This is a genomic window from Pirellulales bacterium (assembly GCA_019694455.1).
In the GTDB taxonomy this organism is placed as follows: Bacteria; Planctomycetota; Planctomycetia; order Pirellulales; family JAEUIK01; genus JAIBBY01.
This window is the reverse complement of the sequence record JAIBBY010000012.1, coordinates 35,846-56,014: the sequence shown is the minus strand read 5'-3', so window position 1 is coordinate 56,014 and position 20,169 is coordinate 35,846. Positions and strand designations below refer to the sequence as shown.

The window sequence follows — 20,169 nt, the reverse complement described above, 5'->3', positions numbered from 1 at the left end:
TCTATGCTCGGCCAATCTATCGGACCGTCAGAGTCGAGACTTTCGTCAAACTCTCGCTGACTAGAAAATGCTCCCTGCCTTACCGATTTGCGCGCCAATCTAGGAAGGCTGCGAGATTTCGCTCGGCATTCCGCGCGCCAAGGGACAATCGCAGCGCCTGATGCTAGATTGGCTGCTGCCTGAAAACGGCCTGCATGTACAGATTTGGGTGAATCAATGGCGACACTCGCTTCCAACCCCGATGCTGGCGCCGCCGCTAGCGACGGCTCGCATTATCTGTTCGCGGCAGAACACGACATTCTGCGCCGCACGGTTCGGCAGTTCATCGAGCGCGAGGTCGATCCGCACGCCGAAGCCTGGGAGGCCGCCGGCCGCATCCCTAAGTCCATGTTTCTCCGCGGCGGCGAGTTGGGTCTGTTCGGCCACTGCGTTCCGGAGGAGTACGACGGACTCGGGGCCGATGTGCGGATGGCAATCGTCATCGCCGAAGAACTATCGCGGGCGCGCTGTTCGGGGATCGGCATGGGTTACGGCGCGCACAGCGAGATCGCCATGCCGCACCTGGTGCGTTTTGGCAGCGATGCCCAAAAGCGCCGCTGGCTGCCCGACCTCGTTGCCGGGCGCAAGGTTGCCGCGCTCGGCATTACCGAGCCTGGCGCGGGTAGCAATGTGTCGGCCATTGAGACCACCGCGCGCCGCGATGGCGAAGGTTGGAAGCTCAATGGATCAAAGATCTTTATCACCAACTCGCTGCATGCCGACATGTTCTGCATCGCCGCCAAGACCAATCCCTCGGCCGGCCACCGCGGCATCAGCATGTTTCTGGTTCCTCGCGAGACGCCGGGCTTCTTGATCGAGGAAATGAAAGGCAAGCTGGGGCGCCGCTCCTCCGACACTGGTCTTTTGACCTTTGACAATGCCCCGCTCGCTGGCGATGCGCTTTTGGGGGTGGAGAACCGCGGCTTCTATCAAATCATGAGTTGCTTCGAGAACGAGCGCCTCGTCATTGCCGCTGGCTGCATTGGCGCCGCCGAGTGGGCATTGGAACACACGGTGCGCTACGCCCAGGAGCGTCCGTTTGGCATCGGCCGATTGGCCGATATGCAAGTCACCAAGCAGCGACTCGCCAAGAGCTACATGGAGCTGGAGGCGATGCGGCACCTGACCTACACCACCGCTTGGCGCGTCGTTCGTGGCATACCTTCGCTCAAGGAGGTGGCCATGGCCAAGGCGTTTGCCAGCGAAGCCGCGTTTCGGATCATCGACGATTGCCTGCAATTGCACGGCGGCTACGGCTACTTCGCCGAATACCAGATCGAGCGCGCCTACCGAGATATTCGACTCGATCGCATCGGCGGCGGCGCCACCGAGGTGATGTACGACATCATCGCGAAGCAGATGGGCATTTAACGCGCTGGCCGCTGGCTTGAGCCGCGTCGCCGAATTCCCTAAACTCTCGCTTTTCCCAGCGAAACAACTGGCGCGAATTTCCGACTCCGCGCCCCCCAGAGAGAGGCACAGTCATGGAACGCACGCTCATTCTGCTCAAGCCCGATTGCGTACAACGCCGGTTGATCGGCCGCATTCTGACTCGGTTCGAGGACAAGGGACTCAATCTGGTCGCCATGCGCATGATGGTGGTCACGCCGGAATTGTCCAAGAAGCACTATGCCGAGCACGTCAGCAAGCCGTTCTATCCGAATCTCGAAAAGTTCATCACCGGCGGCCCAATCGTGGCGGCGGTGATCGAAGGGCTAGAAGCCATCCGCGTAGTGCGCGAAATGCTTGGCGCCACCAGCGGATTGAAGGCGGCGGCCGGCACCATTCGCGGCGATTTCAGTTCCAGCCGCCAGATGAACCTGGTGCATGCCTCCGACGGCCCCGAGGCCGCTGCCCGCGAAATTGAGCTGTACTTCACCAAAGACCAGCTTTGCGCTTACGAGCCAACCGTCACGCCGTGGCTGCGCGCCGGCGACGAAAGCTAACGGCCAATCGTACGGTTCGTCGCTATTCACTCCAACTGGTCGAGCGCTTGCAGTCGCCGATCGGCGTTGAACACTGGTGGCGGTAGTGACTCGGCGATGCGCTGCGCTTCCGCGGCGTCGAGACCGGTGCGAGCGCGCCCTTCGCCGCGAAAGATCGGCAAGCCCGCTCGCCGCGCGATAATCTCGCGCCGTGTGCGGCCGCGCGGCGTGTCGGGCCACGGCTCGCCGCGCTCACGAAATTCGAAGAATAGGGGCGCCGCCGACAAAATGTAGCGCCAATACGCCGGATGATCGGTCTGCAAAAACAACTTGCCTCCCGGCGTGAGCGCTCCATGCAGCACCGCGAGAAACGCAGGCTTGAGCAACCGCTTGCCAACCTGCGCCGGATGGTAGTACGGCTGCGGGTGGTAGATGTGAATTTCGTCGATGCTGCCCGGCGCCACGTTGTGAGCGACGAAACTTTCGGCATCGCGCACGGCGAAGCGAAGGTTCGCCAAGCCTCGTTGGTTGCCTCGCCGCGTGGCGTAGCGAATTACCACCGGCAGCACGTCCACACCGATGTGATCGGCCTGCGGCCGAGCCAGCGCGCTGCCGATGAGGTAGCGACCGTTGCCGCAGCCTAGTTCCAGGATGCGCGGCGCTTGTCGGCCGAAAAGCTCGTTCCAATCGAGCGGTCCATCTGGCAGCCGCTTGAGCGCCGTCTTCGTCCAGTGCTCGGGAGGGAGTATCTCGCCCGGCACCGGCACGCCAAATTCGCGTTCGATGCGCTGCGGCGGGCTCGTGCGCTGCCGATCTTTGTTGTTCATTGTTGCTTGAGGGTTGGCTGGTCCCCAATTCTAGGGATTGTCGAGCAATGGAGAAGCGGAGCAGCAGGGTCGTTTCATTGCGACGCAAAACTTAAAATGGCGTCCAATGTGCGGCATCGCAGCCGTTTTCTGCTAGCGCTCATTGCCCGAATCGCGCTCGCTCGCCAAAATTGTTGGTTTTCCAGTGGGCTGTCACGGCCTGAATAGCAGCGCGCGTTTCCATGATCCTCTTGCAAATCGACGATCTGGCAAAGCACTACGGCCCTGAGCCAGTGCTCGACGGCGTAGCGCTGGAGGTGCGCCCCGGCGAGAAGCACGGGCTCGTCGGCCCCAACGGCGCCGGCAAAAGCACACTCATTAAGATTATCGCGGGCAAGTTGGCCGCCGATCGCGGCGCCTGCGAGTTGCACTCCTCCGCCCGCATGGCCTACCTCGAACAACATCCCACGTTCGATGCCGGTCGCACGCTGTGGCAGGAGGCGCATAGTGGGTTGTCGGAATTGATCGATCTGGCCGATGAGGCCGAAGCCGCCGCGCATGCGCTGGCCACCGCGACCCCGGACAACCACGATCGCTTGGCGGCTCGCTACGAGCGGCTGCAAGACGAAGTTCACCGCCGCGGCGCGTACCATCTCGATCATCGCGTGGAGCATGTGCTGGATGGCCTGGGCTTTGCCCGTGAGGCGTATCAGCAGCCGGTCGAAACGCTCAGCGGCGGCCAGCAGAATCGTCTGCTACTGGCAAAGCTGCTGCTCGCCGAGGCCGACCTGTTGTTGCTCGACGAGCCGTCGAATCACCTCGATATCGACGCCACTCAGTGGTTGGAGAGCTTTCTGGCGCAGAGCCAGCAGGCGATGATCGTCGTCAGTCACGACCGCTACTTTCTGGACAAGGTCACCAATCACACGCTGGAATTATTTCACGGCACGATCGATCGTTACGTGGGGAACTTCTCGGCGTATTGGCGGCAAAAGGCCGAGCGGCTCGAAGTGCAGCGCCGTACCTGGGAGAAGCAGCAAGAGTTCATCGCCAAGACTCAGGACTTCATTCGCCGCAACGCGTATGGCCAAAAGAGCGCCCAGGCCAAGGATCGCGAGAAGAAGCTGGCCCGCGTCGAGCGCGTCAATCCTCCCAAGGCGATCGAGTCGCCGGCCTTTGGTTTTCCGCCCGCGTCGCGATCGGGCGATGTGGCCTTGCGGGTGGAGCACCTGTCAAAGAGTTACGATCGACCGCTGTTTCAAGACTTGAGTTGGGACGTGCTGCGCGGCCAGCGTTGGGGAATTTTGGGGCCCAACGGAACCGGCAAGACCACGCTCTTGCGGTGTATCGTTCGCGAGGAGCGGCCGGATGAGGGGCAAGCGATCATCGGGACGGGAGTCAAGTTTGGCTACTACGACCAACGGCTTGACCTGGTGAGCGATGAAGAACTGGTGGTCGACGCCATCCGGCCGGCGCACAAGGAGTTTCGCGAGCCGCAGCGGCGCGACCTGTTAGCCCGCTTTGGCCTGACGGGGGACATGGTCTTTCAAAAAGTGAAGAGTCTCAGCGGCGGCGAGCGCAGCCGCGCGGCGCTGGCCAAACTGTCGGCGTCGGACGCGAATTTTCTGGTGCTCGACGAGCCGACGAATCATCTGGACCTGTGGGCCCGCGACGCCTTGGAGCGGGCGCTTTTGGCGTATGACGGCACAGTGCTTTTCGTGAGCCACGATCGCTACTTCTTGAACCGAGTCGCCGATCATCTGTTGGTGGTGGAGCCAAATCGCTTTCGGGTGATTGAAGGCAACTACGAAACATATTTGCATCTGGCGGCGCTGGACGCCGGTCCCAGGAAGGCCGATGACGCGACGCGCGAGCAACAGCCCGTCGTGCCGCCGAGGCCGGCGGAAAATGTGTCCCGTCGCAAGCGGCGTTTTCCGTATCGCAAGGCGTCGGATATCGAAAAAGAGATTGCCGAGCGCGAGACGCGCGCCGCCGCGCTGGAGGCCTCACTCGCCGATCCCGAGGTGTATCGCAGTGGCGAGCGACTGCGCGAGGCGAAGTCGCAGATCGCCGAAGAACGAAACGCCATCACTCGACTCATGGAGCACTGGGAAGAAGCCAGCGAACTCAACGGGTAGCTGCGCCGTCGGATCACTTCGGCGGCGGCTGTTCCGCTGGCGCGGGCTCGGTTAGCACATCGAGCAAGCGGCGCACGCGGCGCCGGAATGGACGCTGGCCCGGCGGCGCCTCGGGCGAGGTAGTATCTGGCACGGCCGCATTTTCTGGCGTCGATGCCTCCGGAGACGTCGCCGACTCTGCTCCCGCCTGCTGTTGCCGCTCCCGCCGGCGGCGCAGCGCTTCCTGCACCAAGGGTATCGCCTGATTGATCGTCGACTGCCAATCGACCGCCGCGGCGTTGGGATGGTTGGGATCGGGTACCGGTATTTCCTCACCCGAAGGCGGGGCGCTTGTGTTTGGCAACCGCTGTCCGAGATTCGCCAGCACATCGTTCAATAGGTCGATGCCGCTATTGGCCAGCGATTGCGCGTCGACTTCTGGTTTGGCCAGTGTGCCGCGGATCGGGATCACCAGTTGACGGCCACTGAGGGCATTGCGAACCGGGGCGTCTTGACTGTCGAACTCCGGCAGCGTGACCTCGGCGACAATATCGAGCGTTTGATCGAGTCCCACGGCGCCATGCGTGACGACCGGCAGCCCGCCAACCAAGAGGCGCATCCCTTCGTGACGCACCACTTCGTCGCTCATGTGAAACCGCACGGTGGTGTCGTCGCTGGCCACGATCGATGGCGGCAGTCGCAGAAACTCGGTGATCGCTTGCCCCACCGGCCCTGGCGACACATCGAGATGATGCAAGGTCAGCGCGCCGCCCAGGCGCGCCTGCCGCGGCGCCGACAGCGGCACGCGCCACTCGTCGAGATCGATCGAAAACGAACCTTCGCTCTGGGTGGCGCCGGCCAAGAGCGGCGCGATGTACTGGAGCCAGGCGGCCGACACATCGCGATTGATTGCCGCGCGATCGATCAGCCGGCCCGGCTCGACGAACAAGATCGACTCAGCCGGGTCTTGCGGCGAGCGGCGGATGCCAGCCGTGAGCTGAATGCCTTTCGCGACCCAGCGACTGGGATCATGCAGCGCATGGGCGGCCGCGATCGGGCCGGCGACGCGCTCGAGCGAAACTTCGGCGTCGACCACGCTCAGCGCCACCGAAACAGGCGGTACCGCGGATAGCGGATTGTCGGCCGGTGGGGTCTCTTCTTCCTTGTCCTGATCGTCCTTCTTTTGAAAGACTCGCGAAAAGTTGCTGCCATCGTCGGCAATGACGATGTGCGCCGCCGGGTGTCGGAACTCAAAGCGTCCCAGGTCGTCGCGCAATAGCGCGATGCGCCACAACGCGGTGTTGCCTTGAATCGAGTCGATGCTGGCGATCGTCTCGCCACGATCGTCTTGCAGTTGAACACCGCGAAACGAGATCGGGCTGAACCAGCCGAGCGACGCGCTGTCACACGTCAGCGTGCCGCGCGCGTCGCGTAGCGCGACCCCCAGCAAGAAATTGCGCAGCGGAGTGTCGCCAATCAATCGCGGCGCGATCAGCGCCAGCGCTACGATTGCCAATAAAGCGCGGAACCCCCAGCGCCGCCAACGCTTGTTTGGTGGTGGACCCAACGGGTTGGATGGGGCGCTGCTCACGCAAGCTCCGAGTCGGGCGCACTTGGGTTCTGAAAGCGTGCAATTGCCAGCCGGTCAAATTGTACACACGGGCGCGCGAGGCCACTAACTGGTGGCCTGCGGCAAGCGCAGCGGCGCGGCCGGCAACGACGCGGCATCCTCGGCGGCGATTCCCGGCGCCAGGTTGGGCGCCGTAGTTCCCCAAAGCGTGGTCCATTGTGGAAAATCGCGTCCTAGCTGCCGAGCCAATTCGTTCGCTTGCAGTTGCGCGTTGGGTCGTAGCATCTCAATGACCGACTGCGTCTGCTCGCGCCAATGATCGACAGGCTTTGATAGCCACCGCCAGGCATAGTTGCGCAGGCGATAGGGCGCCCACTGGATCGATTGCCTTACAATTGGCGCGTGCGCCAGTCGAGCCAACGGCGCTCGCGCGACGCGTACCTCGGCCGGTGTCTCGTTTTCGCGCAGCGACGCGGACTGGGCCGCCGGCGCAACATCGACGCCGAGCCAACGCAATAATCGCGCCATTTCTTCAATCGGCCGAATCGAAAACTCTTCGAGCGTGAGGACGTACACTCGGTCGCGCCCAAACAATCGCCAGTACGGCGTTAGTTGTCGCGCGTAATCGCTGTAGTCCAGCCAATGTGGATTGGCTCGGATTCCGTCGGCCATCGCGCGCGACTCGCCATGCCAACGCACCATATGCCAATAGTGGCTAATGGCCCTCACGACGGGGTCGCGCACAATGTAAATGATGCGCGCCTGCGGACAATGTCGCGCGATGCGCTCGGGCACTCCGGCGAAGCGGGGCAGCATGGAGTAAGTGGTGCTCGCCTCCGCGACAAACGGCACGTCGCCGGCGTTCGCGAACAAATCCCGGTACCACTGCCAACCCCGCTTGGCGCCTAGTTCGTCGACGAAGAAATGGGTTTCCTTCGGCTCCGACATGAAAATCTCGGGATGGACCGAAAGGCACTTCGCAAGGGTGCTCGTGCCGCTCTTCATCGCGCCGATGAGAAACAGGTTGGGTAGCTTGTTTGGCACGCGGCGACTTTACTTTCAGGACTTGGCGGTGGCGAACTGGCGAATCCGCGAAGCGACACGGTCCCAGTAAGTTGCTGGCGCCCGGTGATGATGCTCGTAGGCGTACTTGCCTCCCGACGCATGCGCCAGCGGCCCCGTAAAACCGGTTGTCGTAAAGTACTCGGGCGCGGCGTCGTGCGGGCAAATGTGGACGGCAAAGCTCTTGCGAGTCAGGTCGGTGTTGGTGTGCGGACTGCCGCCATGCGCCAGATCGGCGTGCCAAACCAATATGTCACCCTTGCGCGGGCGGTGTTGCACGCGGCGCAATCCGGCCTCCTGCGAATTCGCGTGCAGCGAATCAAGATACTGATGATGGGCGGGAGTTTGCCAATAACTCATTGGCATGTTCTTGCTGTGATTGTCCCAAATAAATTCCGGCAGCTTATGGCTGCCTGAGTAATACTCCAATTCGCCCGAACCGGGTTGGATGTCTTCAAGAGCGACCCACACGCCGACAAAATCCATTGGCGAGCCGACTCTGACAAACGCGGAATCCTGGTGCATGCGCTGTTCCGATCCGCGCTCGAAGTACAGGCTTTGGAACACCATCGGCGGACGCTCGAACAGCGCCGACAAGAAATCGAACAAGGGCTTGACGAAGAAAGCGTCGCGCGTCGGCGCCGACTGAGAGTACAAATCGAGCAGCTTGGTGCGCATCCCGCGCATGGTCGATCGAATGGGCTGGCGATAGAAGGTATTGTCCTGACGGTACTCGCAATAGAGCTTCGAGAACTCGCCTCGCCAGGCCTTGTCGACCTCACGGTTAACCTCGTCAACCGTTTCGGGAGATAATGCGGCCGGCAGCAGCACAAAACCTTCGTCGATCCATTGCTGAAAAAGTTCAGCTTGATCTAAAGCGATAACGCCCGACTCCAGCTTTTGATTGAGCACACTCGGAGCATCTAGCCGGTCCGCCCAAAATCCGCCAAACCGGCTGCGATAGCCCGGCACTTCAGTCGAAAGTGGTGGCGTTGACATCTATGCAATTGAAGCGAGGGCCTGGCGCAATAGAAATTTGGAAGGCCCATTATACAGCGCGCCGCGCGGGAATCGAAATGCTGCAATTGCCATCGACCAATCACCAACCGTCCTCACCGCCTCCTCGCGGTGTCGCCCGTATTGGGCAGCGGAGGCGGCGGCTCGGCCAGCGTCGATCGCTCGAGCGCCAGCAGTTCGTGGTAGCGAGAGATCTCTTCGGGCTTGGCGACTTTCGGCAAATTGGCGGCTAGCGCCACGCGCTCCGCCGTGGCCAAGAAGCGTTGGCACTTGGCGGCGCGCCGCTGCAAATCGAGACTATCTTGTTTCCTTTCCGCGATACGCTCGTGCAACTGGTTTAGCTCGCTAAAGCGCGGGTGCGCCTCCGCGGCGGCCAACAGCGCGGGCGAATCGGCCGTCAATATTTCTGTGACGCGGGCGTTCCACGGATTGCCAATCTCGGGCCACTTCAGCTTGAGCGCCTTGAGGACTTCGCCGGCGATCTTGCGATGGGCGCTCTGCAGCTTCCCTTTTTCTTCGTCGTTGGTCTCTTTCTTTTCCTTGAGCTCATCAGCGAGCTTGCGAACCTCCGCCGTCCAGCCGTCTTCTAGCTCGAGCGCCGCCAGCAGGCCGTGGAGCGCGGCGCGATCGGCCGGCGTCGCCGCCGAAAGCAACTTTTCCTTGGGAGCGTCGGCAGAGAGCAAGTCGTCGTGCCCCTCGGCCTTGGTCTTTGAAATCGCCTTGAGCAGCGCGTCAGAGGTGCGAATCGAAACGTCGATTGTGTCGCTATGAATCAAGGCGTACGCGTGCGCCTCCTCGAACGAGGTGCGGCGGTCGCCATCGTAGTCAGGGCGCGGCGTTGCCTCGCCCAATCGCTTTTGGCCCGCTAGCGCCGCCCAAAAAAAGCTGCTGTACTCTTGATAGTTCTCTTCGTCGATGTCGGCGGTGCAGCCGGCGGCCACGCGGTCGTGTGTGGTGGCGAAGAAGCCACAGCGCCGCGCGGCCGTGGCGCCTTTCTCAGGATTGGCCTCGCCAAAGATGAGATTCGCGAACCCGCCCGAGTAGCATTGCACCATCACCAGCGTCACCTCCACTTCCGGCGCCAGCTTGTCGAGCAACGCCGCCATCTCCTTGGCGGTCAGCTTTTCGCCGTTCCACAGATGCATGTGGTTTTCAGACTGGTTCTTGGCCTTGCCGCCATGCCCGGTGAAGTAAATCAACAGCCGGTCGCCAGCGCCGAGGTCGCCCTTCGTCTCGTCGAACCAGCGCTCTATTTCCGCGCGGGTCGACGGCCCGCGCAAACCGGGAATCTCGTGCGTGCGGTATTGATCGTCGACGCCATCTTCCTGTCCGCACAGTTGCGCCAGCAGCCGGTTAGCGGGCGGAATCTGCGCGTCGGGGTCGATCAATTGCAGGTCGCGTCCCGGATCGGCGCCATCGGCAAAGAGAATGTCGTGCCGCAGATCGGCCAGATCGAGCGCCCGCAGCACGCGCTGAAAATAGAGCACGTTCTTCTCCAGCGACACCTGATTGCCGCTGGGTGTGCCGCCGCCGCCAATGGTCAAAAAGACATCACGCCCGCGCGCCGGCGCGGACGAGCAGGCCAGCGAGATCAAGAGCGTCGAGACGGGCAATGCCGTCGAAGCAGGCAGACGCCAGAAAGACATGAACGCCTCCATGTCGGGTGGGAGAGGGGGGATGGGCGAACCGAGGGGCGAGCTGCTAGTTGAAAACTACCTGCCTGAAGGTGGGCGGTCAAACTTTTACCCCAGCGGCGAAGGCAAAATGTGGCGGCCGCAAGCGGTAGAATGGCAAGGCATGACGCGCGGTCCCCTTTAATGACAGCAACGCTTCGGGTGACGCCGTGGCTGACGGCGCCAAAAAAAATATCAAAGGTCGCGGCGCCCAAAGCCGACCGCCCAATCGATACGAACGGGTGCGGCTCGAACAGGCGCCCGCTGCCGACGCGGATTATCGACCGGACGAACCGCCTGCAATCGACCGCCAAACCCGGCGCCCGCTCGCCGACGCCCAGCCGCGGTTAGCCACTCAGTTCTTGCCCGATCAAACCCGGTCGATCATCAGCGAGAACAACAGCCCGGACGTCGGCTTTCGGTTCAGCGTCAATCCGTACCGCGGTTGCGAACATGGCTGCGCCTATTGTTACGCCCGGCCCACGCACGAGTATCTGGGCTTCGACGCGGGGCTCGACTTCGAATCGAAGATCATGGTCAAACATCGCGCGCCGGATTTGTTGCGCGAGGCGCTGGCCAAAAAATCTTGGCAGGGGGAATTGATCGCCTTCTCCGGCAACACCGATTGTTATCAGCCGGCCGAGCGGCAGTATGAGCTGACGCGCGGCTGCCTGGCCGTTTGCGCTCAAGCGCGTCAGGCCGTGGGCATCATCACCAAAAATGCCCTGCTGCTGCGCGATCTCGACCTGCTGACCGAGTTGGCCCGCGAGCGCCTGGTGCATGTCAACATGAGCGTCACCACGCTCGACGCAAATTTGGCGCGCGCCATGGAACCGCGAACCAGTTCGCCCGCGGCGCGGCTCGACGCCATTGCTCAGCTTGCCGCGGCGGGCGTGCCGGTGCGCGTGATGGTCGCGCCGATCATCCCCGGCCTCACCGATCTGGAAACCCCTGCGATCTTGGCGGCGGCGAGCCAGGCCGGTGCGCGCTCGGCGGGCTATGTGCTGCTGCGATTGCCACTGGCGGTCGAGCCGGTGTTTCGCGATTGGCTCGTTCGCAACTATCCGGAAAAGCAGGAGCGGATCGAATCGCTGGTGCAGGCCACGCGCGGCGGCGAGTATTACCGTTCTGAATGGGGGCAGCGCATGAAAGGGGGCGGCGCCTATGCCGAAGGGATTGGCCGACAATTCGCCGTGTTCGCCAAGAAGCATGGTCTCGACGGTAAGCTGACGCCGGCGATTGACACAACAAAGTTTCGACGCGCCCGACTTACTGGCGATCAACTGCCGCTGTTTGATTGAATGAGATGAACAGAAAGTGAGACTCGAGGGCAGACGCTAGGGACCTTAGGCGCGGCTGTGGCCGCCGAAGAAAGTTCGTCTACCGCAGAGACGTGGAGACGCAGAGCAGAGAGAGGGAGCAAAGAACTATAATTGAAGATTTGTTTCTTCTCACCCACCTCGCCCCCGCGCAGCGAAGCGAAGTAGGGGGAGAGGTAGCGGCCGCAGGTCGCTGGTGAGGGGGGCTTCTAACCTGCTCCACTGCTCACCTGATCCGATCGGCGTGTCACCAATCAATCCCGTCTCCTCCCCTATCCACTCGCCACTAACCACTCCTCCCCCTCCGCGTCTCGGCGTCTCTGCGGTTTTCTTCTCTTCACCTCGCCCCCACGGAGCGAAGCGAAGTAGGGGGAGAGGTAGCGGCCGCAGGTCGCTGGTGAGGGGGGCTTCTAACCTGCTCTACTGCTCGCCTGATCCGACCGGCGTGTCACCAATCAATCCCGTCTCCTCCCCTATCCACTCGCCACTAACCACTCCTCCCCCTCCGCGTCTCGGCGTCTCGGCGTCTCTGCGGTTTTCTTCTCACCCACCTCGCCCCCACGGAGCGAAGCGAAGTAGGGGGAGAGGTAGCGGCCGCAGGTCGCTGGTGAGGGGGGCTTCTAACCTGCTCTACTGCTCGCCTGATCCGACCGGCGTGCCCCAATCAAGCCCGCCTCCTCCCCTATCCACTCGACACTAACCACTACCGCCCCTCCGCGTCTCGGCGTCTCTGCGGTTTTCTTCTCTTCACCTCGCCCCCACGGAGCGAAGCGAAGTAGGGGGAGAGGTAGCGGCCGCAGGTCGCTGGTGAGGGGGGGCCTCTCACCTGTTCCACTGCTCACCTGATCCGATCGGCGTGCCCCAATCAAGCCCGCCTCCTCCCCTATCCACTCGACACTAACCACTACCGCCCCTCCGCGTCTCGGCGTCTCTGCGGTTTTCTTCTCTTCACCTCGCCCCCACGAAGCGAAGCGCAGTCGGGGGAGAGGTAGCGGCCGCAGGTCGCTGGTGAGGGGGCTTTCTTCTTACTCTCCTCTTTCCCTTGCGCCTTGGCGTTTTTTCCTTCTACCCTCACCCCTCTGCGTCTCCGTGCCTCGGCGGTTGTCTTCTTCCCGATCCACTCGCCTTCACTCCGCCGAAGGCGGCGAAGGGGCCGTTTTGATGCAGCACCTCAATCTGCGAAAAGCCCACCCCGCGCAGCAAATCAAGCTGAAACGGCAGGCTGCGCGGCGTGTCCTCCGCCTCGACATACTGAAACACCGTGTCGCGATAGGCCGCGTCCTTAAGCCGCGCGAGATATTCTCCATAGCGCCGCCACTGCATGGCCTGCACGGCGGGGAGTTGGCTCTCGATGAGATCAAAGACCCAGAACGATCCGCCCGGGGCGAGCGCGGCGAAGATCTTGCCGAACACGGCCCGCCACTCGTCATCCGAACGCAAGTGATGCAACACCGAAGCGGCCAGCACGATATCGAGCGACTCGCGCGCCAGTTCGACTTGGCGAATATCGCCTTGCGTCGCCCGCACGCGACCGCTGGTGGTGGGCGTGATTCGCTCGACCGCGCGATCGAGCATCGGCTGGCTCAGATCGACCAAAGTCACATCGAGCGCCGGCAGTCGTTGCAGCAGCTTGAGCGTGTAGTTGCCGGCGCCGCAGCCAATGTCGAGCACCGCCTTGGCGTTGGGGGTGACGGCTGCGGCCGCCTCGGTCACCAGGTCCATCGCCAAGGGAGAATCGATCGTCGCCGACTGGCCAATGTCGAGATTCGAAAAGCGATCGACATCGGCGTCGAAGCGGCGGCGAATCTCGTCGACGGAGGATTTTGAATTCATGGGTTCACAATGTATGTGTCGTGAATGAAAATTGTCTCGTTCGTCAGATAACCAGCAGCCAATGTCACCACCACCGAAAACGCGGCGCCGAGCGAAAACAGCAAGAACGTGAGCGATGGCGAGCGCAGCGACATGGTCAGCCAGGCGGGCAGCCGCCGATCGAACGTGTCGCAAAACCAATGGACATACATCTCGCCTAGAGGGCCGATGCAGTAGGCAAGGTTCGCGGCAATTCCGAAAATCACGATCTCCGGCCAATAGCGGAGCTGATCGGGGTTGAGCGCGATCCAAAACATGCCCGCCAAAAAGACCAAGACGTTGTAGGGAATTCGCAACAACTCCCAGCGGCGAGCGATCTTCTTCCAATCGGCTGGTTCGCTGGCCGCATGCTGTCCGCGCGGCGACGCCAACGGGGCCGGACTGGCGAAGGGGTTTTCTTGGAGGTTGGTCATGAATGCCGCTCCAATGCGGGCGCCGCTCAACTGCTGGCGCTGCGTCTAACTGCTGGCGCTGCGATAGCTGACCAGCGCGCGGTTGAAGATCCAGCGGCAGACCAGAAAACTCGCCGCGGTGACGACCAGCGTCAGCGCGGCCAGACGCCATTCGTCGGCGTGGAGCGGACGGGCCAGCATCCGCGCCGGCACGTTGACCACCAAGAGAATCGGGATCACAAAGGTGAAGATCAGGCGGATCGGCGTCCCCAGCGGCCCGCGATAGATTTCCATCGGGTAGCGGGAAAAATTGGTGACGTAAAACCAATAGTCGTACAGGCTCTCGTTGCGCCCCAGCCACACGGCGCAAGCCGCCAGCGGCATCATCAGCGAGTACATCACCACCACGCCGCAGAGCAAATAGAACGGATACAACAGGCACTCGACCAGGCCGGGGCGATACTCGATCCGCCACAGCGAATAGAACAACAGCACCAGCGCGAACACAAAGTTCGACAGGCTCGACCATTCGATGCGGCGCAGCGACACCAAAAACTGCGTGTCGATCGGCTTGAGCAACGCGAAATCGAGATTGCCGGTGCGGATCAACTCGCCAAACTCGTTGGCGTTGGGCATGAAGAAGGCTTGCACCAGGCTGAAGATGAACAGCGTGGTGGAGAGAAAAATGAAGAACTGAAACTTGCTCCAGCCGGTCCCGGCGCCGATGGAATCGGTGTACTCAAAGATGAGCAGGTAAAAGCCCAGGTTCATGAACATCCAGGTCAGCGACGAGACGCAGTCGATCACAAAGTTGGCGCGAAACGTCATGTCGCGAACCAAACTATTGCGCGCGAAGGTGAGAAAGACCCGCAGGTAGCGCTCGAACTGCCGCACCGCTCAACCTCCGTAGGCGCTGTAGCGCTTCAGTCCCAGCGCAAACGAAACGCGGCAAGCGACAATGAAGGTGAAGACCCAGGCCGCCTGCGTCCACAGACCAAGCATCAGGTCACGACCCTCGATCTTGCCGAGAAAGACCGCCGCCGGGAAATAGGCCAGGTATTGAAACGGCATCAACTGCACCACGTCGCCAAAGCGGCCGGGGAGCATGTCGATGGGAAACATGTGCCCGGAGAAGAAGAAGTTGAACAGCATGTAGACGAAGAGCAGCGAGCTGATTTCCAGAATCCAGAAACCGATCATGCCGATGGTCGCTTCGAGAAAGAAGCCCAATAGGAACGACATGGCCAGCGAGGCGAAGTAGGCCGCCAGAATGTGCGGCGGTGGCCAGCCATTGAAGTAGCCTCGGCATAGATAGAAGACCAAGGCGAACGGCCCGGCCGCCACCAGATAATAGACCAGCTTGTGGGCGATCCGTTTGACCAGCAAAAAGCCGATCATGTCGATCGGCTGAATCAAAAATTTCTTGATGCTGCCGTCGCGAATCTCCAGCGCGATGCCCGCCGACAGCCCGGGCATGCTGGAAAAAGCGCGCGAAACGATGGTCAGCAAGTAGTAGGCGACAAACTCGCGGTAGCTGTAGCCGGCGATGTTCTGATCGCCATTGGCGGCGAAGATGGCCGCCCAGAGAAAGATTTGCGTGACAAAGGGGAGAAAGCGAACGAGCGTGCCGAGGGCGAAATCGCCTCGGTAGACTAGCCGCTCTTCGAGGCAAATGCGCAGTATGGTCCACCAGGTTTGGGCTTTGGCCGGCAATTCAGAGCTCCCAGTCGAATCGGCGCCGCGAACCGCCCTGTTATGGTCGCCGACCGGTTGGCTCGCAAGGGGGAACCCTGGCGGCAAAGGCTTTGCGGGCAAGGCTTAGCGACAGTCATCGCCATTTTTTTTCTCCACGATGCACGAAGTCGGGTCCGCCTCGGCACTATTCATGGTGGCGGCAATGGTTCTCGATTCTCTGCCTGAAGGTTCCGGCGAATGCGACTTACACTACGCACGCTCTTGGCTTATCTAGACGACCTGCTGGAGCCGACCGACTCGCAACAGTTGGAGCACAAGATCGAAGAGAGCGATCTGGCCTCCGGCATCGTCGATCGCATTCGCGATGTGATGCGCCGGTTGCGGCTGGGCGTGCCGGGCATCACCGCCAAGGGAATGGGGGGCGACGCGAACACGGTGGCGGAGTATCTGGACAATACGATGCCCGCCGAAATGGTGCCGGAGTTTGAGCGCGTGTGTCTGGAATCCGACATGCACCTGGCCGAGGTGGCGGCTTGCCACCAAATCTTGGCGCTGGTGCTGAGCGGTCCGGCTGAGGTGGACCCCGCCAGCCGCCAACGGATGTACGCCGTGGCTCGCGAGGAAGGGGCGGCCACGCCGGCTGCGCTATTGTCGCCGCCGACAGCGCCTCCCAAGCGGCGCGAACGACGTCGACCGACTGTGCCCGACTACTTGCGCGAACCTGATCGGCGCGGCGGTTGGCAGCGCTGGGCGGCGGCGATTGCGGCGCTGTTGCTGCTGGCAATAGGCATGTTCGTGTTCTTACGCCCCCAAGAGCAGATCGCTCAGGCGCCGGCCGACGCGCCTGCGGCAAAGGCGCCGGCAGCGGAGCAAGCCGCGCCAGTGGCCCCGGGTGAGCAGGCCGATGCGGCGCCGCATGCGGAAGAAGCTGCGGCGCCGGACAATACCCCAAGCGAAACGGCGCCGAGCAAAACGTCGCCCAGTGAAATAGCGTCCAATGAAACCAAGGCGGCCGACATGCCCGCCAAAACCGATACCGCCAAAGTGCCGGCCAAGGCCGAGCCCATGCCGGATGCAGTTGCGCCGACTCCGGCGGATGGTGCGGCGCCCGCGACCGAGCCCGGCATGGACAAGGTGGCCGGCGCGCCAGTTGCGGCGGATACCGCGACCAAGGCCGCTACGAATGCAGATGCGCCAGCCGCCGAGCCGGCGGCGCCAGCCGATCAATCGTCGCAGGTGGGGCGCTTCGTATCCGAAGGGCAGCAGGTGCTGTTGCGATTCGAAGCGCCCGACGAATGGCTGCGGCTGCCGCAGCACGAGCCGCTGACCGCCGGGGAACGGATCGTTTGCTTGCCGGGTTTTCGCGGCACCATCTCGCTGAACTCAAGCATCACCGCGCAGGTGTTGGGCGGAACAGCGATCACGTTTGAGCCAATCGACGCCGACAGCGGCCCGGTGTTGCAGATCGAGTATGGTCGGCTGGTCCTGATGAACTCGGGCACGCCCGACGCCAAGATCAAGCTGCACATGGGAGATATTTCTGGGGTGCTGACGCTCAACGACGCGTCGTCGGTCGCCGGCATCGAGACGCGTCCAGAACTGTTGGACGGCACTGATCCGATGCAAGAAACCCCAACGCGGTTTGCCATACTGTATGTGGGCAAAGGGACGGTGAATTGGCAAACCGACGGCGCCGCCGCTGCCGAAACGATGGCGGCGCCGGCGCGGCGCTCGCTCGCAAGCGAGGAGCCGGCCCAAAGCATCGCCGACGCCGATCTGCCGACCTGGTTATTGACCGACGACACGAGCGAGGTCGATCGCCGTGGCGCCGACGTGCTGGCGGCGACAATCACGCCCGATCGCTCGGCGCGGCTGACGCTGTTGGAACTGGCGCAAAATCGGCGCAACGAGGTAAAGGCGCTGGCCGTTCAGGGGCTAGCGTACCTGGGCAATTTCGAGCCAATGATCGATGCGCTTGGCGAGGCGCTGCAGCGCAGTTCGTGGGACGAGCATGTCGACCAGTTGCACCAGGCGCTGGCGCGCGGACCAGAGACGGCGGCCAAGTTGCGCGCGGCGCTGGTCAAGCGGCGGCCAAATCAGGCGGCGGAAATATTCAGAATGCTGTCGGGCTACACCGAAGCTCAATTGCGCGGCGGCGAAGCGGCCACACTCGTGGCCGACCTCGACAGCACCGATCTGGACTTGCGGGTGCTGGCGATCTGGAACTTGGAGCGGATCACGGGCAAGGACTTTAGTTATCGTCCGCAAGACTCGCCGAATTTGCGGCAAGGAGCGGTGCGGCGCTGGCGGCTGTGGCTGCGCGACTATGAGCCGGCGCTCGCTCCGGCGGGTGGTCGCTAACGCGGCGCCAGCGGCGCTCGCTGGGCTTGCCTGCGGGATAAAAGCAAACCAGTAGCGCCGGCAACAGCACCAGATCGCCGATGATCGCGGTGGCATACGCCACGCACGACAGCCAGGCAAACAGAAAGCTGGGGGGCATCTGGCTGGTGAGCACGCTGCCGAACCCGACCAGCAGCACCACCGTCGTCGTAATCACTGCCGAACCGACCGCGCGAAAGGCGCGCTTCATCGCGGCGCGCACGTCGCCGTCGATCTCCATCTCACGCTGAAAGCGATTGAGGAAGTGGATGGTGTCGTCGACCGCGATGCCCAGACAGATGCTGAACACCATGACGCTGGTCATTTGCAGCGGCCGACCGCTGAGCACCAAGAGTGTGGCGGTGGCCACCATCGGAAAGATGTTCGGCAGCACGCTGATCGCCGCCAGCCGAGCAGAACGAAAGCCCACGCCAATCGCCGCGAAGATCGCCACCGCGGCGCCAAGCAGGCTTTGATTGAGCGATTCGATCATCTTATGCACGCTGCGCGCGCCAATGACCGAGGTGCCGGTGAGCTTCAGTTCCATGCCCGGATGCTCTTGGGCCAGCGCGGCTAAGCGCCGGTCGATCTGATCGTACAGCGGGCGTGTCGCCGCGCTGCCGATGTCGGCCAACCGGGCGGTGACCAGCGCGCGCCGCAGTTCGGGGCGCACATAGCGGCGCGTCACGTCTTGCGGCGCTAGCGGCAACAGCGCCACGCGCAGCCGCAGGTCATCTCCTTCGCCCGGCAGCGCTCGCAACAAGTCGAGCACCGAAATGGGGTAATGCACCCCCGGCGTCTCGGCCAGCGCCTGCTGCGCGGCGGCGATCGCGTCCAGCACGCTCTGGTCCGCAAGGCCGCGATCGTCGGGCCAGGTGACCGCCACAAAGATCTGGAGACTCCCCCCCAGCGACTCGTCGATATGCCGCAGCGCCCGATACGACTCGTTGCCGCGCGGAATCATTTCGACCACGCGGTTGTCGGGGATCAGCCGCCACATCGAAGTGGCCAACAGCAGTGTCACCACCATTCCGGCGGCGGTGACGATGCGCGCGTGCGCGACGATCCAATCCAGCCCGCGCTCGAAGTAGTGAAAATGCTTGACGACAAAATCCTGATCGTGCGCGGCGCGAATGCGGTGGCCGAGTCGCGTACTGGCGAGCAGCGGCACGATGGTGACGGTCGCGATGAACGCCAACACACAACCGGCGGCGGCGTCGATGCCGAACTGGCGAATGATGTTCACCTCGGCCAGACAGAGCGCGGCAAAGCCAATCGCGGTGGTGCCCGCGGTCAACAGGCAAGCGACAAAGAGATGGCGGATGGCGTTCTTGGAGGCTTCCAAGGGAGACAGGCCATCGGCCAGCGAGTGGCGCACGTCCATCAGCAAGTGCATCGAGTCGGCAAAACCGACGACCAAAATCAAGGTCGGCAGCACGGTGTTGATGACATTGAGCCGTTCGCCGACCAGCCCCATCAGCCCCAAGGTCCAGAACGAGGCGGTGATCGGGGCGGCGGCCACGATCACCGCGGCCCAGATTTGGCGAAACAGCGCGACGCCCGTCAAAAAGGCCAGCCCGGCGCCAATCAGCACAAAGCGCGTCGTCTCGCGCTGCACCATTTCATAGATTTCGACGCGAATCGGCGGCAGGCCCGTCAACCGCGCGCTCCAGTGGGCGCTCGACGCCTCGCTGGCCAACCGCGTCAATTCGGCCGCGACTGGCTTGATCTGCGCGATCGAGGCGACGTCGTTGTTCAATCGCGCGACGACCAGCGCCGTTTGACCATCTTCTGACAGCACCTGCCCACGCACCAGCGGCAGGGCAAGCGCCTGCTGGCGCGCCAAAGCATAAGCCGCGGGCGGCGCCGCGGCGGCCGGCAGTAGCGAGCGGGGCCGCCCCTCGTCGAACACCAGCACATCCACTAGGCTGCGCACCGACTGCACGCCGGGCACGCGGCCAACCTGATCGACAAAAGCCCGCAAGCGGGCAATGGATTGGGGGGTGAACAGGTCCGGCGATTGGACGACCAGCAAACAGTCGCTGTCGTCCGACTCGAAGTCGGCGAAGAACCGTTCGAGTTGATGATATTCGTCGCCAGACGTCTTGAAGACATCGCGGGGGACGTCGTCGAACTCCAGCCGCCGCAGGCCGATGCCGGCGGCGATGCAGAGCGCAATGACGAACAGGGCCACCAGCGGTCGGAAGCGCGCAAACAGGTCGGCGGGGGCGTCAAGGCGCAAGGGGAGGGTCTCTTTCTGATTCCGCGGCACGCACGGCCGATTCTACCCAATCAGCCGCCGG

15 protein-coding genes are annotated in these 20,169 nt (G+C 62.7%); 5 read left to right on the top strand and 10 right to left on the bottom strand.

The features are described 5' to 3' along the window. Window positions 1–216: 216 nt before the first annotated feature. Both K1X71_07040 and ndk read left to right on the top strand, forming a co-directional pair. Window positions 217–1,410 (top strand): acyl-CoA dehydrogenase family protein, encoded by a 1,194-nt coding sequence (locus K1X71_07040; GenBank protein ID MBX7072889.1) that lies wholly within the window; start codon window positions 217–219, stop codon window positions 1,408–1,410. 113 nt (window positions 1,411–1,523) lie between these two features. Continuing rightward, window positions 1,524–1,985 carry a nucleoside-diphosphate kinase gene (gene ndk / locus K1X71_07035; protein MBX7072888.1) on the top strand — a complete coding sequence of 154 codons (462 nt, stop codon included), beginning with the start codon at window positions 1,524–1,526 and terminating at the stop codon, window positions 1,983–1,985. A gap of 26 nt (window positions 1,986–2,011) precedes the next feature. Here the strand turns inward: ndk and K1X71_07030 are convergent, their stop codons facing one another. Next, the gene (locus K1X71_07030) at window positions 2,012–2,791 is read right to left on the bottom strand and encodes a methyltransferase domain-containing protein (protein ID MBX7072887.1); all 780 of its coding nucleotides are present in this window, start codon (window positions 2,789–2,791) and stop codon (window positions 2,012–2,014) included. A 221-nt stretch (window positions 2,792–3,012) separates the two neighbouring features. On the opposite strand from K1X71_07030, the gene K1X71_07025 reads away from it, so the two are divergent. Then, entirely contained in the window at window positions 3,013–4,908 is a 1,896-nt protein-coding gene (locus K1X71_07025) for an ABC-F family ATP-binding cassette domain-containing protein (GenBank protein ID MBX7072886.1), read from the top strand. A gap of 13 nt (window positions 4,909–4,921) precedes the next feature. Here the strand turns inward: K1X71_07025 and K1X71_07020 are convergent, their stop codons facing one another. From K1X71_07020 to K1X71_07005, 4 genes are all read right to left on the bottom strand, one after another. Beyond that, window positions 4,922–6,478: a hypothetical protein gene (locus tag K1X71_07020; GenBank protein ID MBX7072885.1), complete on the bottom strand. Its 1,557-nt coding sequence runs from the start codon at window positions 6,476–6,478 to the stop codon at window positions 4,922–4,924. 84 nt (window positions 6,479–6,562) lie between these two features. Next, entirely contained in the window at window positions 6,563–7,501 is a 939-nt protein-coding gene (locus tag K1X71_07015; protein ID MBX7072884.1) for a sulfotransferase, read from the bottom strand. Between the two features lie 15 nt (window positions 7,502–7,516). Then, entirely contained in the window at window positions 7,517–8,518 is a 1,002-nt protein-coding gene (locus K1X71_07010; GenBank protein ID MBX7072883.1) for a phytanoyl-CoA dioxygenase family protein, read from the bottom strand. Between the two features lie 113 nt (window positions 8,519–8,631). Next, window positions 8,632–10,182: a hypothetical protein gene (locus K1X71_07005; protein MBX7072882.1), complete on the bottom strand. Its 1,551-nt coding sequence runs from the start codon at window positions 10,180–10,182 to the stop codon at window positions 8,632–8,634. Window positions 10,183–10,379: 197 nt separating this feature from the next. Here K1X71_07005 and K1X71_07000 point away from each other — a divergent pair, with 197 nt between their 5' ends. Continuing rightward, entirely contained in the window at window positions 10,380–11,510 is a 1,131-nt protein-coding gene (locus K1X71_07000) for a PA0069 family radical SAM protein (protein MBX7072881.1), read from the top strand. Window positions 11,511–12,599: 1,089 nt separating this feature from the next. Here the strand turns inward: K1X71_07000 and K1X71_06995 are convergent. From K1X71_06995 to K1X71_06980, 4 genes are all read right to left on the bottom strand, one after another. Next, window positions 12,600–13,361: a class I SAM-dependent methyltransferase gene (locus tag K1X71_06995; protein ID MBX7072880.1), complete on the bottom strand. Its 762-nt coding sequence runs from the start codon at window positions 13,359–13,361 to the stop codon at window positions 12,600–12,602. Continuing rightward, the gene (locus K1X71_06990) at window positions 13,358–13,813 is read right to left on the bottom strand and encodes a hypothetical protein (GenBank protein ID MBX7072879.1); all 456 of its coding nucleotides are present in this window, start codon (window positions 13,811–13,813) and stop codon (window positions 13,358–13,360) included. Before K1X71_06990 ends, K1X71_06995 begins: the two co-directional genes overlap by 4 nt. Window positions 13,814–13,858: 45 nt before the next feature. Then, on the bottom strand, window positions 13,859–14,620 hold the full coding sequence (locus K1X71_06985; GenBank protein ID MBX7072878.1) for an ABC-2 family transporter protein: 762 nt from the start codon (window positions 14,618–14,620) through the stop codon (window positions 13,859–13,861). A gap of 69 nt (window positions 14,621–14,689) precedes the next feature. After that, window positions 14,690–15,505: an ABC-2 family transporter protein gene (locus K1X71_06980; protein ID MBX7072877.1), complete on the bottom strand. Its 816-nt coding sequence runs from the start codon at window positions 15,503–15,505 to the stop codon at window positions 14,690–14,692. A gap of 219 nt (window positions 15,506–15,724) precedes the next feature. On the opposite strand from K1X71_06980, the gene K1X71_06975 reads away from it, so the two are divergent. Further along, entirely contained in the window at window positions 15,725–17,848 is a 2,124-nt protein-coding gene (locus K1X71_06975; protein MBX7072876.1) for a hypothetical protein, read from the top strand. Here K1X71_06975 and K1X71_06970 read toward each other — a convergent pair. Next, a complete protein-coding gene (locus K1X71_06970) occupies window positions 17,739–20,108 on the bottom strand; it encodes an MMPL family transporter (protein MBX7072875.1) in 2,370 nt (789 codons plus the stop codon). The two genes, K1X71_06975 and K1X71_06970, sit on opposite strands and share 110 nt — an antisense overlap. Window positions 20,109–20,169: the final 61 nt, after the last annotated feature.